Raw genomic sequence first — 23,962 nt, 5'->3', positions numbered from 1 at the left:
GTTTTTTATTACCCGCCTGTCCACGCTTGAAACCTGAATCCAATTATAATGAACAATAATTAGAAAAAATTTACATACCATTAACAATGATTACGGAACTAAAAATCCAAGGATCATCTTTAGGCTATGAATCGCTCAATAAATAAGATTTATAAAAGGTCCATTTACCTGTCTATAACTTTACAATACAGGGTAAAGTAAAAATAACCATAAATAGGAAGATTAAAAGGAGGATGGAAAATGGATTTCAAGCCCCGAAATCAAAATGATCAATCTATTTCACAATTACGTAATACTTATTCCGCTCGTAATCTATGGTCCGGTTTTCTATTCGGGATCGGATTGGTGGCATTCATCGATGAGGCCATCTTTCATCAACTATTGCATTGGCACCATTTCTATGACAAGTCCACATCCAATATTGGGCTTGTCTCGGATGGTTTATTTCATGCCCTAAGCTGGTTTGCAACGGTCGGGGCTTTGTTCATGTTCGCTGACCTTCGCCGCAGAAGGGGATTATGGCTGAAAAGGTGGATAGGAGGAGTTTTGCTCGGGGCAGGTTCTTTTCAATTATATGACGGGATCATCCAGCACAAGCTCATGCGTCTCCATCAAATCCGTTACAATGTCGATATTCTCCCATACGATTTGATTTGGAACATTGCAGCCACAATCATGATCTTGATCGGCATTATCCTCGTCATTCAAACACGGCGCAGCCTACTTAAAATGAAGGAAGATACCAGTAATGCACAGTAATGGACATATTAATAGTGGGGCTGGCTTTGGCCCGATTTTATTGATTCTTTTGGCGCTTGTTATAGTGATTTATATCGCAGCTGTCGTAATTTCGAACCGCCGCTATAAAAAATGGCCCTTATACCGTACACTCTTTTGGATTCTTGGCACCATCTGTGCAGCGTCTGCAATTATAGGTCCCATAGCCAATCGCGCGCATATCGACTTCACGGCACATATGGTTGGTCATTTACTGCTTGGAATGATTGCACCCATCCTGCTCGTGCTTGCTGCACCTATTACTCTTGCACTGCGAACACTTGATGTACAATCAGCAAGACGCCTTTCAAAGGTGTTGAAAAGTTGGCCGCTACGCATTATAAGCAATCCAATCACTGCCTCTGTGCTTAATATTGGGGGGCTTTGGATACTTTATACGACTGAGTTATATCGGTTGATGCATCATAATGCCCTTCTACATGCATTAGTGCATTTTCACGTGTTCATAGCGGGTTATCTATTCACTGCGTCTATGATTTATATGGACCCGACGCCCCACAGGTTCAGCTTCATGTTTCGTGCTGTCGTATTTACAATTTCACTGGCCGGCCATGATATTCTTTCTAAGTATATTTTTGCCCATCCTCCAAGCGGAGTCACAAAGGAACAAGCGGAAAATGGAGGAATGTTAATGTACTATGCCGGTGATGCCATTGACGTTGCACTTATTTGCATCCTTTGCTATCAATGGTTCAAAGCCACCCGGCCCAAGGGATCACTTGCCTTGTAGGAAGGACGGTTACATATTACTTAGTTAAACTCCTCTGTTTCTGTTTAATCGTCCAGCATTTAGCTCATACTAATTTTTGATGAAAAAAATTTAGGATGGAGCTGAATGGAAATGGAATTTGAAGCTAACAATTCTACTGAAAATGCTCTTCGTGATTATAAAGCTGGAATCGGTGCCTTTACGCAGAAAATGCCTGTTCTCGCAGAGAAATTCAATTCGTTTACGGAAGAGTGCTTTAAAGAAGGTCAATTATCCCAGAAAGAAAAACAGCTTATCGCATTGGGTATAAGCTTATATTCACAAGATGAATACTGCATTATCTACCATACAAAAGGATGTCTTGATCAAGGCTGTTCCGAACAGGAAATTCTTGAAGCTATTGGTGTGACCGCAGCATTCGGCGGAGGAGCCGCCATGAGTCAGGCTGTAACACTCATCCAGGAATGCATCCAGGATATAAATCAGATGAAACAGTAAGAAAAAAGGGATAGGACAAATAGTCCTATCCCTTTTTTTGTTCTAATGACTCATGTTGTTGTTATTTCCTTGTGCGGGTGCATATGAATTCAACATTTGCTGCATATCCTGCTGTGCAAGCTGCGGAACCTGATAGTAATGATGTTTGTTTTGATATATCGAAATCTCATATGCCATTTCAATGCAGTTTGGAACGGAATCTGCAAATACACGGCGAACCACCGGATTCGTTATTTCAAGCGCTGCCATCGCTTTCATGGATGCTGCAGACTTAACAGCTCCAAGCATCAAGCCTGAAATGCATTCATCCGTAATTTCCGATACGGATTGCAAAGGTTTCTTTGGCTGAGTTGGTGTCAATCCATATATAAAATCGTTACCTTGATTCATTTTGTAGCTCTGAGTCCGTTTAGAAGGATCCTGGCCCGATTGGAAGCACTCCAGTGAAATATTATATTCATCTTGGATGAACTGATATTGACGATCCAGAATATCAAGTAATTCCTGATCTTGGATATGCTGACGCAAAAGAGTATACGTATTTAAAGTACCAATCGTTCCCGACAACACTTCATGTACATCGAATACTTCGTGACCACCGTGATTCATTTGTGGGGGAATGGCACCCGTTTGCATGTTCTGGTGTACTTGGCCTTGTTGATATTGGTTTTGCATAGTATTTCCCTCCTCGTTTTATCAATGATGCGAACAAGTTTAGTATGTTAAACCCCAACTGGATTATTCAATCTAAACTCTTCCAAGAAGACCAATAAGCTGCTACATCATGTTTTCCGTATAAAAAAAACGTGGCGTTTTAAACTATAAACACTTTATATGTTTGGGAGGAATTCCAATGACACATCAATGCTTCTATTGTAGTGATGACACGGAAGAGAAAAAAATCCATGTCGTAACGTTTCAAGTTACTGACACGGATAGAAATGAAATGCTCTGTGATGAATGTTATCAAGAATGGCTACAAGGAATAAAAGGTTAAGCATTAAAAGACCTCTGACATTCCCTAAACATCTTTGATGCATACTTGGATGAATTCAGGGGAACTTAAATGCGTTAAATAATGAATTTCAAGGAGGATGGTTATGGGAATTTTAAGTGGAAATCCAAAAGAAGAGCCCATGCATTACGGTGAAGTATTCGGAACATGGTCATTTCTAACAACTACAAAAGGGCTGATTGCCTGTCATCAAACTATGCTTAATCATACAGGCGACAAGGACCTGCATAAATTACTTGTTGAAGTGATCAATCAAGGGAAACAGGAACTTGACCAACTTGAATCATTATTAAAAGAAAATAACGTAGGACTTCCTCCGTCACCACCTGAAAGGCCTAAAGCTAATTTGGAGGATATTCCCGTCGGGGCACGTTTTCAAGACCCTGAAATCTCCGCTTCAGTATCAATCGATATTAATGCAGGATTAGTTGCTTGCAGCCAAATCATGGGTCAATGCATCCGAGAAGATATTGCACAGATGTTCGCTCAATTCCATACGAATAAAGCTGCATTGGGTGCTGACTTCCTAAGATTGAATAAGGAAAAAGGCTGGCTTGTCCCTCCTCCTCTTCATATTAATAAAACAAGTATGTAAATATAATGGAATATCCCCTGATCATGTTGACATCGTGATTGGATGCCCAACATGATTAAGGGATTAATTCCAATAATGAAAGGATTAAGGAATCACTACCATTGCAGACTTTCGATTAAGTGGCACTTTGTGCATTGTTGACTATAATCAGTTTTTACAAATTCATGATTACAATGCTCGCGAAAAATGTTCAGCTCCCTTTTCAGCTGTTCCAATTGAGTTTCCAACTGTTTCATTTCAACTTTTATTTGAATTGCCCGATTCATCGAATTCTCCCTCTCTCCGAATCATAGATAGATTTCCCCGTCCGTTTTCCTAAATTCATTCGCTTTTTCTTTAAGACCTTCATCGATTACCGACTCAAAACCCAGACCCTTTTCCTTCGCCAAATCACGGATGTCTTGAGATATCCTCATACTGCAGAATTTGGGTCCGCACATTGAACAGAAGTGGGCTGTTTTGGCACCCTCTGCCGGAAGTGTTTCATCGTGATATTCAACTGCCCTTTCAGGATCAAGGGAAAGATTGAATTGATCTCGCCAACGAAATTCGAATCTAGCCTTCGAAAGGGCATCATCCCGTTTTCGTGCCTGGGGATGACCTTTAGCAAGATCAGCTGCGTGGGCTGCAATTTTATAAGTAATGACCCCTACACGAACATCCTCTTTATTCGGAAGTCCCAAATGCTCTTTCGGTGTCACATAACAAAGCATGGCCGTTCCAAACCATCCAATCATGGCAGCACCAATCGCAGAAGTGATATGATCGTATCCAGGAGCTATATCCGTCGTCAATGGTCCCAGGGTATAGAATGGTGCTTCTTGACAGACTTCCAGCTGCTTATCCATATTTTCTTTAATCAAATGCATCGGTACGTGACCAGGTCCCTCCACCATGACTTGAACATCGTGCTTCCAAGCAATCTTCGTCAGTTCCCCCAATGTTTCCAATTCAGCAAATTGAGCCTCATCGTTTGCATCTGCAATGGAGCCCGGACGGAGGCCGTCACCTAAAGAGAAAGAAACATCATACGCCTTCATGATTTCACAAATCTCTTCAAAGTGAGTATAGAGAAAACTTTCTTGGTGGTGGGCCAAGCACCATTGTGCCATGATGGAGCCCCCTCGGGAAACGATTCCCGTAACACGCTTTGCTGTCATGGGAATGTATCGTAAAAGCACACCAGCGTGTATGGTGAAGTAATCGACACCTTGCTCAGCCTGCTCGATTAATGTATCCCGGAAAACTTCCCAATTTAAATCTTCCGCGACTCCATTCACTTTTTCCAATGCTTGATATATCGGAACCGTCCCAACTGGCACAGGTGAATTTCTGATAATCCATTCCCGGGTCGTGTGAATATTTTTACCGGTGGAAAGATCCATTATGTTGTCTGCACCCCAACGTGTAGCCCAAGTCATTTTCTCCACTTCGGCTTCAATCGATGAACTAACAGCGGAATTTCCAATATTCGCATTTATTTTCACATGAAAATTACGTCCGATGATCATGGGCTCACTTTCAGGGTGATTAATATTTGCCGGTATGATCGCCCTCCCGCTAGCTACCTCTTCTCTAACAAACTCAGGGGCTACATTTTCCCTGATCGAGATGAACTCCATTTCCGGAGTTATGATACCTTTTCGGGCATAATGGAGCTGGGTTACGTTTTGCCCTTTCGCAGCACGCAATGGTTTTCTTTTCAATCCCGGAAAAACTTCGGCGTTGGATTGTGACTCTTTTTTATAGCCGTTATCTTCGGGCTTTATTTCACGCCCTTCATACTCTTCAACATCTTCCCTTTCCAGAACCCAGCTGCGTCTAATCGGGGCAAGACCTTTATGAATATCAATGGGATATTCTGAATCCGTATAAAAACCGCTTGTGTCATATACTCGTAAAGGCGGATTCTCCTCTTCGCCGAATGACCCTGTAGTCGGACTTAGCTTAATTTCACGCATAGGTACTTTAATATCAGGTCTAGATCCCTCAACATACACTTTTTTACTCCCGGCAAAACTGGACATAATTGAAACATTCATGTCATCTACAGAATTACTCATCATGATTTCATTTCTCCTTTTTAAGTTCATTTAAAAAGGACAAAATCCAATCCATTTCGCACGAAAAAGCCAGATCTCATATTTAAGACCTGGCTAACGTTAGTATGACTACAGAAATGACCAATTGAAAAGTCATTGTTTAGTAGATTCTAACTTCCCCACGCTGGTATGAACCAGATCAGGTCCTGAGGGTTAAGAAGCTTAAGCGCTTCTCTCTCAGCCCAACTTTTATTGGACACCCCTAGTCTGAATAATTTAATTGATTACAGGGTAACTATATCTCACCCTTTTCATTCTGTAAATAATTTGAAAGACCTAATATTTTCATTACAACTCTCCAAAATTGGTTTTTTGAAGGAGAGCCGTTAATTAATTCCCCAGGCTCTCAAGGATTGGGTAAAGCTCCTCTAAATGCTTGATTTCATAGGTTGGAATCACTTCATTCCGTTCCTTATCATGGCGATTTATCCAAACAGACTTTATGCCTACTCGTGATGCCCCGAGGATATCCGTCATTAAATTATCGCCGACCATCAATACTTCATCCTTATCAAGCTCCATGATTTCCAAAGCATGCTCAAAAATGGAGGCATCCGGTTTACCTCTTCCAAATGCGCCTGATATCACGATTTGGTCGAAATAAGGAACCAGTTCAGGAGTAATTTCAAGTTTAGTATTTTGCAGCTCAGGAGATCCGTTCGTAAGCAATAGCAACTTATACTTCCCTTTTAATTCATCCAGAACACGGAATGTTTCTTCATAGATAAATGGCTTTTTGCGTCTCTCCGCAGGGAAACGTTCTGCCAGTTCAAGCCCAAATTCAGGGTCATCGATCCCTAATGCCAATAACCCTCTCGTCCACGCTTCTTTCCGATAAGCCGGTGCAATCCCCGCCATCTTCCTGAATTCATCATGATCATCCTGGAAATTTCCCCATAGCCCCTCAAATGGGTTGATTCCGATCATTTGTGTGAATGCATATGTATCGTAAGAAGAATAAAGCTCACGCGCTTCCTTTCGCACAGCTTCTTCAAACTCGTCGACATTTAGATCATATTTCTCCTTGGCCACTTCACATGTGGCCACAAAAGCTTCTTTTACACTTTTCTGATCCCATAGTAATGTATCATCTAAATCAAAAAAAACTGCCTTCAGCAAAATGTCCACCCCTCTTTCCCTATTATTGAATTCGTAAAAATTACACTATTACAATAATAAACCACAACCAATAAAAAAAGAATAACTATTCGGAAAATGACTTACCTTTTCTAGCGGGAAACCCATACTCACTTATCATCTTTCAAATACATACAGCTTACCATTACTGGCGATATTGAATTTTGGACCGGTGAATCCCCGTCGGATCAGCTCTTTCCTCATATATACCATGAGGGCGGCATGACTCACGATCAGCACATCCCGTTCCCCCTTTGCAAAGACTTCATCCAATACTTTATTGATCCTTCGCTCTGCGATCTTAATTTCCGCCCTTGTCTGCTTGTTGAACACCGAGCAGCAGCGAATCCAGATGGCCCAAAGGATGAATGGCAGCTTTACCCTTCCTTTAAGAGGCGGGGAAGGTATTTCCCGCAGCTCCTCCATCCGGTGAACCGTACCTGGATAGATATGTTCCGCTGTCTTGACAGCTCTAGACATATCACTGCAATAACATTCCTGCCATTCCTCCACGCCAAATAAAGTCGTCCCATAAATAATATCGGCTGCATCATAATCCTCAAACCATTGCTTCATTTCATCCGCCGTTACCGATCTCCCAGTAGGAAATTCATGTGCCACCTTAAAATGCCGTACCAAACCAATTTTCATATCTTCTCCTTTTTATCTTTTAAAATATACGTTTCTTTTTCTTGTAAAAAGCCCTTATCAATATATTACCCTATGTAAAACTTTTAAGAAAAAAGTATGTTGAAACCATTAAACCTTACTGAACTCTCCTTGGCACTGTGTATATGTTTAAAAATTATTAAAGTTCCATCGTTTAATTATGAGAGCATCGAAAAAAGAGAACGCGTTTCGCCTTCTCCATTTTTCGTTTAATCTATGAATTGTAGTTCTGTTATCGTACATCTTTTCCTGAATTTATATTTTCCGCTCAAATCACTGAATTGATAATCATTGAGAGATTTCCCCAGTTGTTCCTTCAGCTTATCCACAGTGATGGATTGCTCAACTGTCTCTTTCCAATTTTCATTTCCGATCAACTCATCGAACGGAATGGTAGTCAGGACTTCATCATATATCTGGATGCTTTGATCGATGCCGAAGCTGCCATAGATACTGCCATTTTCATCAGCAAAGATATGATCCGATTCCAATTCCTCCACCAATACTTCCAGATATTCCTTTGACTTAACAGGCTTGATAGCAATCTCTGCTTCCGCCTTTACAGGTCCCAATCTCTTATCGACGATGTCTATCGTCAATTTGACGTGAACGGGCTGATACTCAAACCCTTCACAAAGTTCTGTTGCCGAATTATATACCATCTGTACATCCTCCTTTTGACATTATCATTATATAATATAAATAGTACATTTCATTACCAAAAACCCTTATTCAAGTTCACTTGCATCTTATATTCATAGCGACTCTTTTTTCAATTCATACTCTCCTTCAACACTGAAGGGTCAATTGTCATATTTCGGGATTCGCTGATATGAAAGCCACAAATCCTGATAATTATCATTCATATTTCATTCCTCATTTATACGTTTATCGATAATAACCGTTAACTTTGTTCTATTTATGAACCCAACTAAATAGTCCAATGCCGCTCAAGGCATTGGACTTTTATAAGCTTCACATTATGGCTTTAGCACCACTTTAATACATTCATCTTCGTGATCGTTAAAAATTTGATAAGCCTCACTCGCTTTTTCTAGAGGGACTTTATGGGAGATGATTTCCGTGGGGTCGAACTCTCCAGCCGTGATTTTATCAAAAATCTTGGGCATGTAATGAATGACCGGCGCTTGTCCCATTTTCAGATTAATGTTCCGCTCAAATAAATTGCCTAATGGGAACATATTATATTTGGATCCGTATACGCCAGTCAATTGGATCGTGCCGAATTTACGTACGGCATTAAGTGCAATCTCGATCGCACTTAATGTTCCACCCTGAAGTTTCAGCTTTTGCTCAATCGCCTCTATCGTTGATTTCTTGCCATCCATTCCCACACAATCTATGACCACATCTGCCCCGCCTGAAGTGATTTCCTTAATGTAGCTGCCCATATCGTTATATTCATCGAAGTTATACGCCTCAACCTTATTCATCTGTTTAGCCTTATTGAGTCTATAAGGAAGATTGTCGATGGCAATGACCCTTTTTGCTCCTTTCATCCAAGCGAACTTCTGAGCCATCAAACCAATCGGCCCACAGCCCAATACCGCTACCGTATCACCTTTCTTGACGCCAGCGTTCTCTACACTCCAATATGCGGTTGGCAGCACATCGGACATGAACAAAAGCGCTTCATCTTCAAGTTCACATGACTCTGGGATGACAAACGGCATGAAGTTTCCATATGGTACCCTTAAATATTCTGCCTGCCCGCCAGGATAATTCCCATATCGTTCCGTAAAACCAAAGTATCCGCCTGTATCCACCGCTTCATTGGGGTTGGAATTATCACATTGACTCTCCATATCATGTTCACAATAATAACAGTGCCCACAAGAAATGTTGAAAGGCAGGACAACCCGGTCCCCTTTTCTCACCTTCGTTACTTCCGGACCCACTTCTTCGACGATGCCCATCGGTTCATGGCCAATGACATAATCTTTATGCGTCGGCAAAGCACCCTGATATATATGGAGGTCAGACCCGCAAATAGCCGTTGAAGTCACTCGGACGATGATATCATCCTTTTGCTGAAGTTTTGGATCTTCAACTTGTTTTACCTGTATATCTTTTGCTCCTTGAAAAGTTACAGCCTTCATATTCAACCTCCTAAAATATTCTTAATACATTTGATATACCCGTCAAAAAAGGCTACTAAGCCTATGAACATCTAATTTCATCAAGAAACTCTTCATTATGCTGCACTTGGATGACAAAAAAAAGCCCCGGAAACCGGGACTTACCTATGAAACCATTTATTTAGGTACTTTATTATTGTGCTTGTACTCACTTAGTACCTCGTTGAATACATCGGGATAATTCGTAAACAGCCCCGTTGCACCCCATTCAAGAGCCTTTTTCATATCCGCTCTTTCATTTACGGTATATGGATGGAATTGGAGGTCATGGTCGCGAACCATCTCCACATACTGTCCGTCTACCTTATTGAAGTTCGGGCCAACGCCAATTGCATATTCCTTAATGGACTCCAATTCTTCATCGGAAATGGTTGCTGGGTTCTTATAAGAAAAAAGCTGCACAAGCGGTAACTTTGGATTCATGTCATGAACCTTCATAAGGCTTTCTTTACTGAACGATTGAATTAATACATTCTTGGTACGGCCTTTTGAATCCACCATTTTATATTCTTCCAGAACCTGCAGAAGTTCTTCTTCCATTCCCGGATATACTTCAGGGGACTTTGTTTCGATATAGTAATTGGCTTGCTTTCCGAACTTCTTAAAGACTTCTTCAAGAGTGGGAACCGTTAACCCTTCATATACCTCTTTTGCCAATTGCGGATATTTTTCATTGAACCATGTACCGGCATCCAGTTTCTTGATTTCTGCCAGCGTTAAATCCTTCACAAGCCCAGTACCATTCGTTGTACGATCCACCTTTTCATCATGCATGGCTATCAATCTTCCATCCTTGGTCATTTGAAGATCGATTTCTATGTAGTCGCCTTTCATTTGTTCTCCCAATTGATAAGCGGGAATGGTATGTTCAGGTGCATAACCAGAAGCTCCCCTATGTGCGATATTCACGATTTTCTTCTCATAAATAGATGAATTGGAATGATTTCCATTTGCAGCTGAGGCCCCCATGGAAGTAGCCTGCAATATAAAGGCCGCACTCATCATACAAAAACCGAATTTCTTTATATTCGTTTTCATTTTCCCTCTCTCCCTCCTACTATTACCATCATTTTAGAAGGGGAATGTGAACTTACAGCAAATATAATGTAAAGATATAATATATTAGTTAAAATGGTCAAAATAACCTATCGAACACGGGGCATTCATGTGGTTTGACCTAATTCAAAATTCGGATGACAGCTTAAATGATTAAAAACCCGTTAAAATGCTAAACATGGATACTGGTAATTATAAAAGGTTTTTTGGGATGTTCATATTGAAATAGTAGCCCCCTCCGCTGCTGTATTCCAACCGAATCTTGCAGGGAGTATGTTTTTTTAAAAAATATGGATACAAAGACTATCAATAGCAAAATCTATCTTTTTCTGATTTACAAAAAACTAGTATCATATTACTATTAAACAAACAAACAGAATATTAATATTAAGGGGAATTATGTTAAAAAATTATCAATATTATCAAAACAAACACCGATTTATACTGAAAGCATTCATGGCAATGATATCCTTTTTACTTTTAGTTGGGATTTCTGTTTCACCTATAAGTTGGAAAGATAATCCCTACGAGATGATATTACAGGTCATTTTAATATCGGGGATGATAATTTCTCTGTTATTTTACTTAAAAACAGAAGTCAATTTTTATAAAACCCTATTCATTTTCTTAATTACTGTTTATTTATATGGAAAATTCTTGATATTCCCAGATACCGCAATCATGCTGGCTTTATTTGCTTTAGCACCCTTGATTCCCATTTTTCTCTTTGATAAAATCGGGTTTTATGTTGTCGCCACTTTAAATATCATATTAGGCCCCGCTTCCATCTTGATCATTTCTAAAACGGATCTTCAATATACTTATGAATATGTCGCTTTGGATAGTTTCGGCAACACGCTTAATTTCATCGCTATACAAATCATATTGGTATTCGTATTCATAGGAACCAATAATAGGGTGGAATCCACTAATGCATTTCATAAGGAAATACAGCAGGCCAAACAACTGAACTCAGTCGGACAGCTCGCTGCCACCATTGCACATGAGATACGTAATCCTATTACAGTCGTAAAAGGATTTGCCCAGTTATTAGATCAAGAGAAGGAACTGAATGAAACGGAAAAATTTTATGTACAGACCATGCTTACAGAACTTGAATATACACAAGTGATAATCAATGACTATTTGTCTTTGGCAAAACCGCAAACGGATAATGTACAGGTCATTCCTTTAAATTATGAAATCCAAAAGATTTCCGAACTCTTAACCAGTTTCGCCAATAATCGCAACATAGGCTTTCTCCTGGATTTCCGTGACGACCTGCACATTAACATGAATCCCATCGAGCTTAAACAGATCCTGGTCAATATCATGAAAAATGGAATTGAGTCAATGAACAACCCCGGATTCATCAAGGTGGAAACAGAGCAGGAACGCACTATGGCAAAAATACGAATTACGGATACAGGAATTGGCCTCTCAAAAGAACAGCTTGAAATACTAGGTACCCCATTTTATTCACTTAAAGATAGGGGAACCGGTATCGGCCTGACCGTTTGTTATTCCATCGTTCAAAAATACAAAGGGAAAATCGTGGTACAGAGCGAAGTGAACAAAGGAACATCGTTCACCATTTATTTGCCCTTATATAAAGAAATAGATTAAACATATATCCCTAATAAGAAAAAGGATGCCCCCCCATCACCGGGCGGTCATCCTTTTTCAATTAGGCTTTAAAACTATCTTGCCATTTCAGCAAATGATTTTCTAAAAAGCGGACAAACGAGTCTGAGATTTTACCAGCGAGGGCAAAAATGATGATGCCTACGAATACGACGTCCGTTTGCATGAATGAACGGGCATCCTGGATCATGAAGCCCACCCCTCTATCCGCACCCAGCAATTCAGCGACGACCAGGCACATCCAAGCCGCACTTAAGGCTAAACGGATACCAAGTAATATGTTTGGCAAAGCTGCCGGAATCATGAGTTTCGTTATTTGTTCCCGACGGTTAAACTCCAAGATTAGAGCAACATCGTACAGTTTTTTATCCACATTCCGAAGGCCCAAAAAAGTTTGTAAATATAAAGGAAAAAAAGCACCTAAAGCAATAAGCAGCACTTTAGATAGTTCACCAAATCCGAACCACATAATGAATAAAGGGGTAATCGCAAGTAAAGGGACCGTTCGTAACATTTGAATGCTTGGGTTTAAATATTCTTCGGATTTTTTTTGCATGCCAACGATGACTCCAAACAATAATCCTAAAAAACCACCTAATGCAAAGCCTAGAAGAGCCCGCGTTAAACTGATTTGTAAATGGATGCCCATTTCCCCCGACTGAACGAGATCAATGAAAGTCGTGACGATCAATAAAGGTGATGAGAATAATTGGGCTGACAGGATGCCAACCGATCCTAATGTTTGCCATGCAATCAACACGACAACGGGAAGGACCGAACCTCGCAATGCCGATTTGGCGAGTTTTGATTGTTTTGTCTTTTCCCTTATGACAAGCGGCTTGTTTTGAGCAACGGTCTGTGTAGACATAATTTTCATCCTTCCTTTTTTCAAAAATTTAATTAAATGCTCCAATCCTCCACTTCTACTGGATGATGATCAAGTTGGGTTAATATGACGGACCTGAATTCCTGAAACGCTTTGCTTGTTCGCGTTCTTGGATATGGCAAATCAATTGGAACGATAGCTTTAATCCGTCCAGGCTTTGCATCCATGACGACCACTTTCCTCGATAAAAAGATGGATTCATCTATATCATGGGTGACAAGCACCATCGTTGTCTTATTCCTCTCCCATATTTCTAGTAAAGCCTCTTGAAGATGCGTTCGCGTGAATGCATCCAATGCACCGAATGGCTCATCCAGCAATAATACTTCCGGATTACGTAATAAAGCCCTGGCAATGGCAACACGCTGCGACATTCCACCCGATAATTGGCGTGGATACGCCTTTTCAAATCCTTTTAGTTTAACAAGTGAAATCAAATCATCCACCCTTTTTCGAATGTCCGGTTTCTTTAATGGAAGGTTACCTGCAATATTCTTCTCCACGTTTAGCCATGGAAATAAGCGATGCTCCTGAAAAATGAATCCACGGTCTTTAGAAGGGCCGCTAACCGGATGATTCCCTGCCATGATTGCTCCGTCAAAGTCTGAATCAAGTCCTGCGATCAACTTTAATAATGTGCTTTTCCCGCAGCCGCTCGGACCAATGATAGTGACGAATTCACCATTGTTGACGGTCAGTTTTAAATGATCCAAAACATGGACACTTTCATTCTCATTCTTAAATGTTTTGCTTACTTGATTAATTTCTAACGACGCAACCAATACCCTCACCCTTTCTTAAATAAAAAAAAATAGAGATCCAGCAATAAGGCACATATTGTCCCTTTGCTGAATCTCTAGTTAACTAGTCGATTCAATATTTCATTTTATATTAACTTATCGATTATTTTTAATCAACACTTAATACCAATTTATTTTATCGGATTAATTACAAAAAAATAATTGACAGATAATTCTAACAGCTGTTAAGATGCATTCATACACAAAACCGCTTCACACTGGAGCCGATTGAATAAAGGTCATGTGAATCAACTGGACTACCGGAGATTCAATGAAGAGTACCCCGGCATACTCTTCGTTGAATCTCTTTTTGTCATTAATCTGACTATCCAGATGTGGTAAGTGTATTAAAAAGGAGGGAATTCATGAAGGAATATCGTAACAAGTTAACCGCATTACTACTTGCCATCATTAGCATCGCTGTATTGGCAGGCTGTAATTCCGATGCCGGCAAAGCTTCCGGGAAAAGTGATCCGCTGAAAGTTCATATTGCCTTAAATGGCAAGATGGGACCATTGGTCATTGCAAAGGAAAAGGGATTGTTCAACGAAGAGTTTTCTAAACTGGATGCCCAAATCGAGTGGAGTGAATTCTCGAGTGGTCCCCCGCTCTTGGAATCCCTTGCTTCCAATCGGGTTGACCTGTCCTTTTTAGGGGATGGTGCACTGATTGCCGGTATTGATAAGAATCTGCCATTTGAAGTGATTGCCCAAACAGGTCGGGGTGAGTCATCTGTCCGGATTCTGGCTCAAGCAGAAGGTGACATAAAGAAGATTGAAGACTTAAAAGGAAAAACGGTCGGGGTTGCCTCGGGGACAACGGGTCATGTGTATTTAATCAAGGCCTTGAAAGCCCATGGTTTAACGATTGATGACATTAAACTCATCAATTTACAACCGGATGATGCTCAAGCAGCTTTTGAAACCAAACAATTGGACGCCTGGGCGATATGGAACCCTTATTACCTTAATAATATTGAAAAAGGGAATGCTGTCGCACTTAAAGTAAAAGGAAAAATATTGGCTCCTGGTGCAATCATTGCACGTAAGGGCTTTGCCGAAGAGCATCCTGAAATTGTCGAGGCCTATTTAAAGGTTTATAAAAAAGCTGCCGACTGGCAAATTGAACATCCAGATGAAGCATCTGAAATTTATTCCAAAGAAACTAAATTGCCCGTGGGTACGGTCAAGACAATAATAACGGCCGAAAAACCAAATATCTTCTTTACCGAAGATGCCATCAAAGCACAACAAGAATCCATCGATACTTTAGCTGGTGTGGGTTATATCAAGAAATCATTTAATTTTAAAAATCAGATCCACAATGAATACATTGATGAAGCCTTTAAAAAATAAAAAAACATACATTACAGGAGGAGATTGATTATGACGGAAACTAAAACACAACAATTGAAAGTGGTACCGGTAGCAGGAAGGATTGGAGCGGAAATACAAGGAGTCCAATTAAGCGGAGACTTGGATTTAGCTATTTTCAGTGAAATTAAACAAGCGTTAAACGATCATAAAGTCGTATTCTTCAAAGACCAAAATCATTTGGACGATGCCAGCCAAGAAGCTTTTGCCAAACTATTGGGTGAGCCTTATGCACATCCTACAGTACCGGTCAAAGACAATACTAACTATATTTTCGAACTTGATTCCGAAAGGGGTGCAAAAGCAAACCATTGGCATACTGATGTCACTTTCGTTCCAGAAGTTCCAAAATACTCTATTTTAAGAGGTGTAACCATCCCTGACGTTGGCGGAGATACAGTCTGGGCAAATACGAATCAAGCATATGAGGACCTGCCGGATGGATTGAAGAAATTAGCGGACGGACTATGGGCGATTCATACAAATGAATATGATTATGCCCAATTCAAACCAGCTGAAAACATCGATGATGAGGTTAAAAAGAAATATCGAGATGTATTCGAATCGACCATTTATAAAACAAGGCACCCAGTCGTTCACGTGCACGCAGAAACCGGAAAAAGGCATTTGTTATTAGGTGGCTTTGCTGGTAGAGTGGAAGGATATACAACAAGCGAATCCGAAAGATTATTAAGTATCTTCGATTCATACGTCACGCGCTTAGAAAATACCGTGCGTTGGCAATGGAGTGAAGGGGACGTGGTCATTTGGGATAACCTAGCCACGCAGCATTATGCCATTGCCGATTACGGGGACCGGCACCGCGTCGTTCGCAGGGTCACTGTCGGAAAAGACGTTCCCGTAAACAAGGAGAACGAGTCCAGCAGACTAATGATAAAAAAATAAACTAATGTATCGAGTGAAAAAAAGGAAACTGCCGATATCATATCGGCAGTTTCCTTTCATTTTCGTCCAGATTATTTTGAACTTACATGGCGTTTTACAGGATTAATTAGCCTTAACGATTATTTCATCGATTATACCGTAATCCTTCGCCTCATTTGCGCTTAAGAAATAATCACGATCTGTGTCCTTCGCCACCTTTTCGATAGGCTGGCCGGTCCTTTCCGAGATGATTTGATTGATATGATCCTTTAGCTTCAAAATCCTTCGGGCAGAGATTTCAATTTCCGTGGCTTGCCCCCTCGCCCCACCAAGCGGTTGATGAAGCATGATTTCACTATTTGGCAAAGCACACCTTTTCCCTTTCGTACCCGCCAATAAAAGCATGGCACCGAATGATGCAGCCATCCCCGTACATACAGTCCGGACATCAGGCTTAATATATTGCATCGTATCATAAATGGCGAAACCGGCACTGGTCGATCCCCCCGGACTGTTTATGAAGATGGTAATTTCTTTATCTGGTGCATCAGCTGCCAAGAATAACAATTGGGCAACCACGCTATTGGCTAAATGATCGGTGATTTCTTCCCCAATCATGATGATACGGTCTTTTAGAAGTCTGGAATAAATATCGTACGAGCGCTCACCCTTGCTTGATTGCTCAATAACATATGGAATGGTGGTCATATCTCTTCTTCCTCCTAACAATAATATTGGCTAAGCAGCCATTGAGAGTGTGTTTGAAGGAGTGAAGGTTGATTTGGAAAGAATCGGACGATGCATCAGTTTAGGAATCATCGATTCACTGTTCAGGGATTTGAAAGATGGGATGCTTCTGATGAGGATATCAGGATTTTGGGCTTTTAAAGCCTGTGTCATCAGGGACATGAGCCGTTGTTCCTCCTCATCCTGCCAATCTTCCACACAAGACAACATACGCTCATCAATGTCATTGTCAAAACGCTTTTTCACACGGTTCAAGATGGCCTTTACTGCCGTTTCCGTGGTCTTCAAATAATCTGAAATTTCTTTTGACCGATAGAGGAACCCTTCCTTTAATATGAACACTACAGCTTGTTTCGGGGTAAGGGATTTCATTATATATTCAACCGTTTCAAAGAGGTTTTCCCCACCTGCCGCCTGCTGTTCATTATCCAACAGATCGTCTAAGGATTCTTTTTTTCTTTTTCTAATCGTATCAATCCAGGAATGTCGGGCTATCGTTTTCAATAGAGCGGTTGTTATCTCCGTTTTCTTCCCATAGCCCTGCATTGCCTTCAATATCGTTTCCTGTGCCAAATCATCGCCATCCCAATTATTTTGGGTCAGGAATCGGCAAAACCGAAGCAATTCAGGATAGACTTCACGCAAAATTGCACCGTTATCCTTTTCTTCAGAAATATCTTCACTCAATTTATTTATCATTTTTCTCACTCCTTCAACACCCTCTATCCTATAAACGTTTCAGAAAGAGAAAAAGATATGGGGGTGAAAAATTTTCCTTCATTCTTCATTATATTCTATTCCATTTTTTCCTTTGGATTTCCTTTCATACTAAAAACCTGTTTGGTTAAGATCCAAACAGGCTAATATCAATGATGCTACAAATAGGGCCTCCCCCAGTGAAGACCATATTTTTCAAACCAATTATTATTCTCCTTGCATTCCATTAAGCAATCCTTGGATGTGACCTCCTGCTTACAGTAATGTTCCGCAATGCCGTTACGTTTTCCCAAATCGCATCTTGTTCCGATAAGCCTGTCGTCCCGGATCCTTGATGTGAATCCTGAATCTCAAAATTCCAGGTGATCCGTATTGCTGCTATTCCAAGTGTTCAATGCATTCGACCGTGTATTCGCTAGGTTCCATTTCTTTTTCTTCAATACCAAACCAATTGGAGGTGCGACTTTCATTAGCGCTATCTTTACAATAGTTCACCAAAGAACCTGCAGGCATCTCTTCAGATTCTTCATCGCTCATCTCTTCAAAATTCACTGATCGCTCGTTATGACGCTCGCTGTCTGACTTTTCATTCTCCAGGTCTGCAAACAGGAACATGCAGTAAAAAACGGCTATCATAATTGCCATAGTAATCAACCTTGACCTTAAAGGCAGCACCTTTTTCAATATAGCTAAAACTCTCTTCATGGTGGTTTCCCCAATCTGCTAAAGCATAATAAATTCACAATGAATTAAATCATCTATTAAATATCCATCAATAACACTAGTTTAGAAAAATATTACTATTTTCATTATATCAAGTTCCAGGAATTTTTTATTGCTATTATTCATTAAACAACTAAAAATACTCCGAACCCTATAAAATGGACAGTCCAAAAAATATCAGTATGCTCCTCAAATTGACTTCCGGCCTTTTTCAGTGTTACTCTTAAAAGTATACATTCAAAATACTGATTCCATTAGTGTGAATTAAGGGTGAACACATTTGCCGAAAGAACATTTAATAGACGTTCAACCAATTAGATCATTGGAAAAATTAGATGATATGAAATGGTCATTGAAAAGACATTGCAGCGAGAGAGACTACATATTGTTCTTGTTAGGCATCAATACCGGCTTGCGTGTAACTGATTTATTATCGCTGAAGATAAAGGACATTAAAGGCAAGATGGAGGTAATCATCAAGGAAGGGAAAACAAAAAAGCCAAGAATGATACAGCTTAACAATGTATGTAATGAATTGGCAGACTATATAGCCACCATTGATGGTGAATGGCTATTCCCCTCACGCAAGGGCGATAAGCCAATAAGTAAGATACAAGCTTACAGACAGCTTAATAAAGCAGCGGACATGGTGGACATCGTGGGCGTCGGTACTCATACCATGCGGAAAACCTTCGGGTACTGGCACTATAAACGAAGTAAGAACCTTGCTGAGTTACAAATGATCCTTAACCATTCATATCCTGAAATTACACTAAGGTACATTGGGGTTGCTGATGATGTAACAGAGGACAGTTTAAATGACTTTGCACTATGGGAGGACGGAAGAAATGTCACTGACTGAATACAACGCAAAATATGAATCTATCATTCGCAGCAATATTTCCGATAGACAAAAGGCATTGAAATTAGCTGATTTAATGACCGATATGGAAGGCCAGCTAAGAAATGAAATCGGGGAACATCGAAATAAAGAGGTAAATGCTTTATATAAAAAAGTAACTCTTTTCTCCAACTTGTTATGATTGGCTTAAGACCTTGCCCTTATGTGCAGAGGTCTTTTTTTTCCTTGAAAGTAAATGCTTGTTTCTTTAAGGCTTTAAACTGAACCTCATTTATCATGCATCTGATAGGCCCTTTCATCTTCCTGTAACACCACAAAAAGCTCCTATTTCAAGCTTCATTCTCTCTCTTCTCTGACTCCCCTAAGCCGTATGCTTACGATTTGATTCCAGACAACTTTCGAATAAAAAAATTAATCAATATCATCCGACTCATTCGGTAATGGTTTCAATGTTTACAAATTAAACATACTTAAGGAATACTTTTTCGCCATCAATTCCAAGATTTTTATCCCGGCAACGCTGTTCCCCTTTTCATCCAGCGCTGCACCATAAATTCCAATCCCACATTTTCCGGGTACGGCCCCCATGATTCCCCCTGACACACCGCTTTTAGCCGGTATGCCAACATTAATGGCAAATTCACCTGATGCGTTATACATGCCGCAAGTAACCATGAATGTCTTGCAAATACGGGCAATGTCCCCGGGGATGATTTGCTTTCCCGTCAGCAAATCTTTTCCATTCATGGCCAGCACACAGCCTATCCTCGCTAAATCCTGACTGTTCATTTCAATGGCACACTGTTTCGAATACAATTCGATTAAATCCTCCACATCCTCATTTATTACATTATGCTGCTTTAAAAAATAGCTTAACGCCCTATTCAAGTCTGCTGTATTATATTCTGACCGGGCAACCTCTTCATTAAAATCAATAGTAGGATTTTGCGTCAACTCCCGGATAAAATGTAAAATACGCTGAAATCGCTCATTTACACTGTTACCTGCTATCATGTGGGTCACAGTCAATGCTCCTGCATTGATCATCGGGTTTAACGGCTTGGATGGCTTGTTTGTCTCTAATTTGGCAATTGAGTTAAAAGGGTCGCCGGTAGGTTCTTTTCCTACATAGGAAAAGACATATTCCTCTCCCTTTTCCATTAATACTAGAGCAAGTGTCAAAACTTTCGATATGCTTTGCAGAGTCATTTTACCTTTTACATCCCCAGCACAATATCCTTTTCCGTCAGGATAGTAAATTGCAACAGACAAATCCCCAGGATTCGCTTTTTCAAGAGCCGGTATATAGTCTGCAACTGTTCCCATATTTGTATATTTTTTTGCCTCATCGACCAGTTGCTGTAATTCTTCATTGGAACTGCATTGACATCCCATATTGTTCACAATTTTCCGCCCCTTAGAAAATATGTTTAGTGAAGTGTTCCTAGATAGTGTTTTTATATTTATTGCCATATCTCATCGATATTATTTATAAAACTGCGAAGCGGTTACTTTCCTGGTTTAATTTAGATGTACAGTTTCAGAATTATTTTCATAAAGACAAAGAAAATCAACAACAAATACGTCATAGGTCAAGCAGTAAGACAGATAAGCCAACGCCTTGTAAAAAAATCGGAGCAACTTCACTGTTCTTTAAAGAAGATTTAATTTAAAAAAGAAGGAATTAGAAGCGCTTATACGGAAATATATATTATCGCATAAGCTTTCATATGTATTTCACACTTGATGGAAAGTAGGAAAAGCCATGGGAAAATCGAAGAGTTTACAAGAAATCTATAACACCAACCGTCCAGAAAACAATGAACTTTTCCGAACGATACAACAGCGTCTACAACTGAAGTATCCAGACAAACGAATGACAGCTACGAGAACATTGCAAATAATTGTGGCTGATAGTGTTTCATCTGGAGAGCTGCGTAACGTGGAAGCCCGACTTCTTCACAGTTTATAACGACCTGTTGTTTCATAATCCCTTTGAAAAGTTAGAACACAGTAAGGATCATCATTTCGTAACAGCAACATTCATTTACTTAATTTGAGTACAGATTTACTTTCAACTGGTGAGTAAAAATGCTCAAAAGATAAAGATTGACAACATTTTTAGAGTAACTCATACTAGTAATGACTCGGGTGACAGAATATTATGAATAGTGGAGGGGTAATTATGAATAAGATTTTCGTTCCTAACGCAATCGCCACTTTAACAAGACTTTTCTACAGTTCGACTACAACGAATGAGTATTTAGCGATGAGAACCGCTCAATTCTACATTGAAGACCTGAAGTTACTGCAAGACGTGGAGGCTGTTGCCTTGGCGATCGAAAATCAAAATGCTTTCGCATTAATGTCTAAATTCAAATTATTTGATTATAAGGCTGCTGAAAAAATTGAAATCGCACTCTCCGCTTCTGGCTATACGGAAGCGGACCTAAGTGCTATGAATATTGAATTCTAAATCATTTATCAAAGTTAACGAAACGAATGGCAGAGTTCATACTCTTTGACCCATTCGTTTTTTCTTTTTAATAGTAAGAACAAACGTTGATAAAATAAACGATTTCAGTCCATAAGATTCTATCACCTTTTAAACTCCGATAAGCTGCCAATTGTTTGATTCGATTTTGTTTGCTCCTTGGTTTCAATTCCCTTCATTCTGGAGTGATTAAAAACCATTGCATAATGCCCCCGCACATTATTTGTACATATTCTGTAGTGCGCCATGAACACAAAAAAGCTTCACACAATTAAGTGTGAAGCTTGATGTAATAGCGATTCTACGCTATTGGTGATACCGGTGGCCGGGGTCGAACCGGCACTCCAGAGGAACACGATTTTGAGTCGTGCGCGTCTGCCAATTCCGCCACACCGGCATGTTTGTTGGAGGCGGCAACCGGAATCGAACCGGTGGTAAAGGTTTTGCAGACCTCTGCCTTACCGCTTGGCTATGCCGCCAACGTTTTTGGAGCGAAAGACGGGATTCGAACCCGCGACCCCAACCTTGGCAAGGTTGTATTCTACCACTGAACTACTTTCGCATATGGCTGGGCTAGAAGGGATCGAACCTTCGCATGACGGAATCAAAATCCGTTGCCTTACCGCTTGGCTATAGCCCATTAACGTTATAATCATTATATCATGTTTTATTAAATGGGGCGACTGATGGGAATCGAACCCACGAATGCCTGAACCACAATCAGGTGCGTTAACCACTTCGCCACAATCGCCATTATAGAATTTGAATTGGCAGGGGTAGTAGGACTCGAACCCACACTGGAGGTTTTGGAGACCTCTGTTCTACCTTTAAACTATACCCCTGTAATAAAAATGGTGGAGGGGGGCAGATTCGAACTGCCGAACCCTAAGGAGCGGATTTACAGTCCGCCGCGTTTAGCCACTTCGCTACCCCTCCGCATATGGATGAAACATGGTGCCGGCAAGAGGACTTGAACCCCCAACCTACTGATTACAAGTCAGTTGCTCTACCAGTTGAGCTACACCGGCACTACTATGGTGGCTCAGGACGGAATCGAACCGCCGACACAAGGATTTTCAGTCCTTTGCTCTACCGACTGAGCTACTGAGCCAAGCAATAAAAATGGCGGTCCCGACGGGAATCGAACCCGCGATCTCCTGCGTGACAGGCAGGCATGTTAACCGCTACACCACGGGACCATAGATTGCGGGGACAGGATTTGAACCTGCGACCTTCGGGTTATGAGCCCGACGAGCTACCGGACTGCTCCACCCCGCGACGGTAATAATATTGCTTTTTATGAATCAAGTTTTCGTGTTGAGCGTTTCAATCGGCTGAAATAATCAATCCTTTATGCTGAAACAACTTGATGTTATTGAAAAATGGTGGAGGATGACGGGATCGAACCGCCGACCCTCTGCTTGTAAGGCAGATGCTCTCCCAGCTGAGCTAATCCTCCAATATGTTGTCTAAATGGTGACCCGTACGGGATTCGAACCCGTGTTACCGCCGTGAAAGGGCGGTGTCTTAACCGCTTGACCAACGGGCCAGGTATAAATGGCGGAGAGCAAGGGATTTGAACCCTTGAGACAGGGTTACCCGTCTACACGATTTCCAATCGTGCTCCTTCGGCCACTCGGACAGCTCTCCAATAATGGCTCCGCAGGTAGGACTCGAACCTACGACCGTTCGGTTAACAGCCGAATGCTCTACCACTGAGCTACTGCGGAACAATATAAGCTTGGCGACGTCCTACTCTCACAGGGGGAAACCCCCAACTACCATCGGCGCTGAAGAGCTTAACTGCCGTGTTCGGAATGGGAACGGGTGTGACCTCTTCGCTATCGTCACCAAACATTGTTAACATTTTTTCAAGACATATACTATTATAACGTCTTTTTGAGAAAATGCAAGAAGAAATTTTCATTCCTTCAAAACTAGATAATAAGAAGGTATTTCAATTTTTAAAAAGCGTTGGTTAAGTCCTCGATCTATTAGTATCAGTCAGCTCCACATGTCACCATGCTTCCACCTCTGACCTATCAACCTGATCATCTTTCAGGGATCTTACTAGCTTGCGCCATGGGAAATCT

At 40.7% G+C, this 23,962-nt stretch carries 25 protein-coding genes, 15 tRNA genes, 2 rRNA genes and 1 riboswitch; of the genes, 12 read left to right on the top strand and 30 right to left on the bottom strand.

What is annotated here, in order from left to right:
* The first annotated feature begins 240 nt into the window (after positions 1-240).
* The 3 genes from MPH60_RS00210 (at position 241) to MPH60_RS00200 (ending at position 2,005) form a co-directional block, all read left to right on the top strand.
* A complete protein-coding gene (locus MPH60_RS00210) occupies positions 241-759 on the top strand; it encodes a DUF2243 domain-containing protein (RefSeq protein ID WP_241593861.1) in 519 nt (172 codons plus the stop codon).
* Positions 749-1,528, top strand: coding sequence for a cytochrome c oxidase assembly protein (locus MPH60_RS00205; RefSeq protein ID WP_241593860.1), 780 nt, complete (start codon positions 749-751; stop codon positions 1,526-1,528). Before MPH60_RS00210 ends, MPH60_RS00205 begins: the two co-directional genes overlap by 11 nt.
* 111 nt (positions 1,529-1,639) lie before the next feature.
* Positions 1,640-2,005, top strand: a complete 366-nt coding sequence (locus tag MPH60_RS00200; RefSeq protein WP_241593914.1) for a carboxymuconolactone decarboxylase family protein — start codon at positions 1,640-1,642, stop codon at positions 2,003-2,005.
* A 42-nt stretch (positions 2,006-2,047) separates the two neighbouring features.
* On the opposite strand, the gene MPH60_RS00195 is transcribed toward MPH60_RS00200, so the two are convergent.
* On the bottom strand, positions 2,048-2,680 hold the full coding sequence (locus MPH60_RS00195; RefSeq protein ID WP_133352230.1) for a spore coat protein: 633 nt from the start codon (positions 2,678-2,680) through the stop codon (positions 2,048-2,050).
* Positions 2,681-2,858: 178 nt separating this feature from the next.
* Here MPH60_RS00195 and MPH60_RS00190 point away from each other — a divergent pair, with 178 nt between their 5' ends.
* Positions 2,859-3,002: a hypothetical protein gene (locus tag MPH60_RS00190; RefSeq protein ID WP_241593859.1), complete on the top strand. Its 144-nt coding sequence runs from the start codon at positions 2,859-2,861 to the stop codon at positions 3,000-3,002.
* 103 nt (positions 3,003-3,105) lie between these two features.
* On the top strand, positions 3,106-3,615 hold the full coding sequence (locus tag MPH60_RS00185) for a DUF3231 family protein (RefSeq protein WP_241593858.1): 510 nt from the start codon (positions 3,106-3,108) through the stop codon (positions 3,613-3,615).
* Between the two features lie 287 nt (positions 3,616-3,902).
* Here the strand turns inward: MPH60_RS00185 and thiC are convergent, their stop codons facing one another.
* From thiC to MPH60_RS00155, 6 genes are all read right to left on the bottom strand, one after another.
* A complete protein-coding gene (gene thiC / locus MPH60_RS00180) occupies positions 3,903-5,681 on the bottom strand; it encodes a phosphomethylpyrimidine synthase ThiC (RefSeq protein ID WP_241593857.1) in 1,779 nt (592 codons plus the stop codon).
* A 135-nt stretch (positions 5,682-5,816) separates the two neighbouring features.
* Positions 5,817-5,931, bottom strand: a riboswitch (TPP riboswitch).
* 116 nt (positions 5,932-6,047) lie between these two features.
* Entirely contained in the window at positions 6,048-6,836 is a 789-nt protein-coding gene (locus tag MPH60_RS00175) for an HAD family hydrolase (RefSeq protein ID WP_241593856.1), read from the bottom strand.
* A 135-nt stretch (positions 6,837-6,971) separates the two neighbouring features.
* A complete protein-coding gene (locus MPH60_RS00170) occupies positions 6,972-7,505 on the bottom strand; it encodes a histidine phosphatase family protein (RefSeq protein WP_241593855.1) in 534 nt (177 codons plus the stop codon).
* Positions 7,506-7,732: 227 nt separating this feature from the next.
* Positions 7,733-8,185 (bottom strand): hypothetical protein, encoded by a 453-nt coding sequence (locus tag MPH60_RS00165; protein WP_241593854.1) that lies wholly within the window; start codon positions 8,183-8,185, stop codon positions 7,733-7,735.
* A 318-nt stretch (positions 8,186-8,503) separates the two neighbouring features.
* On the bottom strand, positions 8,504-9,643 hold the full coding sequence (locus MPH60_RS00160; RefSeq protein ID WP_241593853.1) for a zinc-dependent alcohol dehydrogenase: 1,140 nt from the start codon (positions 9,641-9,643) through the stop codon (positions 8,504-8,506).
* A gap of 156 nt (positions 9,644-9,799) precedes the next feature.
* On the bottom strand, positions 9,800-10,720 hold the full coding sequence (locus MPH60_RS00155) for a glycerophosphodiester phosphodiesterase (protein ID WP_405390232.1): 921 nt from the start codon (positions 10,718-10,720) through the stop codon (positions 9,800-9,802).
* Positions 10,721-11,137: 417 nt separating this feature from the next.
* On the opposite strand from MPH60_RS00155, the gene MPH60_RS00150 reads away from it, so the two are divergent.
* Positions 11,138-12,364, top strand: a complete 1,227-nt coding sequence (locus MPH60_RS00150; protein WP_241593852.1) for a sensor histidine kinase — start codon at positions 11,138-11,140, stop codon at positions 12,362-12,364.
* Positions 12,365-12,425: 61 nt separating this feature from the next.
* On the opposite strand, the gene MPH60_RS00145 is transcribed toward MPH60_RS00150, so the two are convergent.
* Positions 12,426-13,259 (bottom strand): ABC transporter permease, encoded by an 834-nt coding sequence (locus tag MPH60_RS00145; protein ID WP_405390234.1) that lies wholly within the window; start codon positions 13,257-13,259, stop codon positions 12,426-12,428.
* Positions 13,260-13,282: 23 nt separating this feature from the next.
* The gene (locus MPH60_RS00140) at positions 13,283-14,050 is read right to left on the bottom strand and encodes an ABC transporter ATP-binding protein (protein WP_241593850.1); all 768 of its coding nucleotides are present in this window, start codon (positions 14,048-14,050) and stop codon (positions 13,283-13,285) included.
* Positions 14,051-14,433: 383 nt separating this feature from the next.
* On the opposite strand from MPH60_RS00140, the gene MPH60_RS00135 reads away from it, so the two are divergent.
* Together MPH60_RS00135 and MPH60_RS00130 are read left to right on the top strand one after the other, a co-directional pair.
* Positions 14,434-15,423: an ABC transporter substrate-binding protein gene (locus tag MPH60_RS00135; protein WP_241593849.1), complete on the top strand. Its 990-nt coding sequence runs from the start codon at positions 14,434-14,436 to the stop codon at positions 15,421-15,423.
* Between the two features lie 30 nt (positions 15,424-15,453).
* Entirely contained in the window at positions 15,454-16,347 is an 894-nt protein-coding gene (locus MPH60_RS00130) for a TauD/TfdA dioxygenase family protein (protein ID WP_241593848.1), read from the top strand.
* A gap of 102 nt (positions 16,348-16,449) precedes the next feature.
* Here the strand turns inward: MPH60_RS00130 and clpP are convergent, their stop codons facing one another.
* The 3 genes from clpP to MPH60_RS00115 form a co-directional block, all read right to left on the bottom strand.
* Positions 16,450-17,034, bottom strand: coding sequence for an ATP-dependent Clp endopeptidase proteolytic subunit ClpP (clpP, locus tag MPH60_RS00125; RefSeq protein WP_241593847.1), 585 nt, complete (start codon positions 17,032-17,034; stop codon positions 16,450-16,452).
* A 30-nt stretch (positions 17,035-17,064) separates the two neighbouring features.
* Positions 17,065-17,772, bottom strand: a complete 708-nt coding sequence (locus MPH60_RS00120) for a sigma-70 family RNA polymerase sigma factor (RefSeq protein ID WP_241593846.1) — start codon at positions 17,770-17,772, stop codon at positions 17,065-17,067.
* Between the two features lie 396 nt (positions 17,773-18,168).
* Positions 18,169-18,495 (bottom strand): hypothetical protein, encoded by a 327-nt coding sequence (locus tag MPH60_RS00115; protein WP_241593845.1) that lies wholly within the window; start codon positions 18,493-18,495, stop codon positions 18,169-18,171.
* Positions 18,496-18,853: 358 nt separating this feature from the next.
* On the opposite strand from MPH60_RS00115, the gene MPH60_RS00110 reads away from it, so the two are divergent.
* Together MPH60_RS00110 and MPH60_RS00105 are read left to right on the top strand one after the other, a co-directional pair.
* The gene (locus MPH60_RS00110; RefSeq protein WP_241593910.1) at positions 18,854-19,375 is read left to right on the top strand and encodes a tyrosine-type recombinase/integrase; all 522 of its coding nucleotides are present in this window, start codon (positions 18,854-18,856) and stop codon (positions 19,373-19,375) included.
* Positions 19,362-19,556, top strand: a complete 195-nt coding sequence (locus tag MPH60_RS00105) for a hypothetical protein (protein WP_241593844.1) — start codon at positions 19,362-19,364, stop codon at positions 19,554-19,556. The genes MPH60_RS00110 and MPH60_RS00105 overlap by 14 nt, the downstream gene beginning before the upstream one ends.
* A gap of 272 nt (positions 19,557-19,828) precedes the next feature.
* On the opposite strand, the gene glsA is transcribed toward MPH60_RS00105, so the two are convergent.
* Entirely contained in the window at positions 19,829-20,770 is a 942-nt protein-coding gene (gene glsA, locus MPH60_RS00100; RefSeq protein ID WP_241593908.1) for a glutaminase A, read from the bottom strand.
* Between the two features lie 370 nt (positions 20,771-21,140).
* Here glsA and MPH60_RS00095 point away from each other — a divergent pair, with 370 nt between their 5' ends.
* A complete protein-coding gene (locus tag MPH60_RS00095) occupies positions 21,141-21,347 on the top strand; it encodes a hypothetical protein (protein WP_241593843.1) in 207 nt (68 codons plus the stop codon).
* A 213-nt stretch (positions 21,348-21,560) separates the two neighbouring features.
* Complete coding sequence (locus MPH60_RS00090) at positions 21,561-21,851, top strand: hypothetical protein (protein WP_241593842.1); 291 nt, start codon at positions 21,561-21,563, stop codon at positions 21,849-21,851.
* A gap of 334 nt (positions 21,852-22,185) precedes the next feature.
* Here the strand turns inward: MPH60_RS00090 and MPH60_RS00085 are convergent.
* The 17 genes from MPH60_RS00085 to MPH60_RS00005 all read right to left on the bottom strand — a co-directional run.
* Positions 22,186-22,266 (bottom strand) — tRNA-Leu (locus MPH60_RS00085).
* A gap of 8 nt (positions 22,267-22,274) precedes the next feature.
* A tRNA-Cys gene (locus tag MPH60_RS00080) sits at positions 22,275-22,348 on the bottom strand.
* 8 nt (positions 22,349-22,356) lie between these two features.
* Positions 22,357-22,431 (bottom strand) — tRNA-Gly (locus MPH60_RS00075).
* Between the two features lie 3 nt (positions 22,432-22,434).
* Positions 22,435-22,509 (bottom strand) — tRNA-Gln (locus MPH60_RS00070).
* A 35-nt stretch (positions 22,510-22,544) separates the two neighbouring features.
* A tRNA-His gene (locus tag MPH60_RS00065) sits at positions 22,545-22,620 on the bottom strand.
* 17 nt (positions 22,621-22,637) lie between these two features.
* Positions 22,638-22,711: transfer RNA gene (locus MPH60_RS00060), tRNA-Trp, on the bottom strand.
* A gap of 10 nt (positions 22,712-22,721) precedes the next feature.
* A tRNA-Tyr gene (locus MPH60_RS00055) sits at positions 22,722-22,805 on the bottom strand.
* A 16-nt stretch (positions 22,806-22,821) separates the two neighbouring features.
* Positions 22,822-22,897, bottom strand: a tRNA-Thr gene (locus MPH60_RS00050).
* A gap of 7 nt (positions 22,898-22,904) precedes the next feature.
* Positions 22,905-22,980 (bottom strand) — tRNA-Phe (locus MPH60_RS00045).
* A 12-nt stretch (positions 22,981-22,992) separates the two neighbouring features.
* Positions 22,993-23,068, bottom strand: a tRNA-Asp gene (locus MPH60_RS00040).
* A 5-nt stretch (positions 23,069-23,073) separates the two neighbouring features.
* Positions 23,074-23,147 (bottom strand) — tRNA-Met (locus MPH60_RS00035).
* 105 nt (positions 23,148-23,252) lie between these two features.
* Positions 23,253-23,328: transfer RNA gene (locus tag MPH60_RS00030), tRNA-Val, on the bottom strand.
* Positions 23,329-23,343: 15 nt separating this feature from the next.
* Positions 23,344-23,418, bottom strand: a tRNA-Glu gene (locus MPH60_RS00025).
* Positions 23,419-23,427: 9 nt separating this feature from the next.
* Positions 23,428-23,519: transfer RNA gene (locus MPH60_RS00020), tRNA-Ser, on the bottom strand.
* A 5-nt stretch (positions 23,520-23,524) separates the two neighbouring features.
* A tRNA-Asn gene (locus MPH60_RS00015) sits at positions 23,525-23,599 on the bottom strand.
* Between the two features lie 9 nt (positions 23,600-23,608).
* Positions 23,609-23,724: ribosomal RNA gene (gene rrf, locus MPH60_RS00010) — 5S ribosomal RNA — on the bottom strand.
* A gap of 119 nt (positions 23,725-23,843) precedes the next feature.
* Positions 23,844-23,962: ribosomal RNA gene (locus tag MPH60_RS00005) — 23S ribosomal RNA — on the bottom strand; the annotation flags it as partial.

The sequence above is a fragment of the Peribacillus sp. Aquil_B1 genome (assembly GCF_022603275.1).
GTDB lineage: Bacteria > Bacillota > Bacilli > Bacillales > DSM-1321 > Peribacillus.
This window is presented reverse-complemented; position numbering and strand designations above follow the sequence as displayed.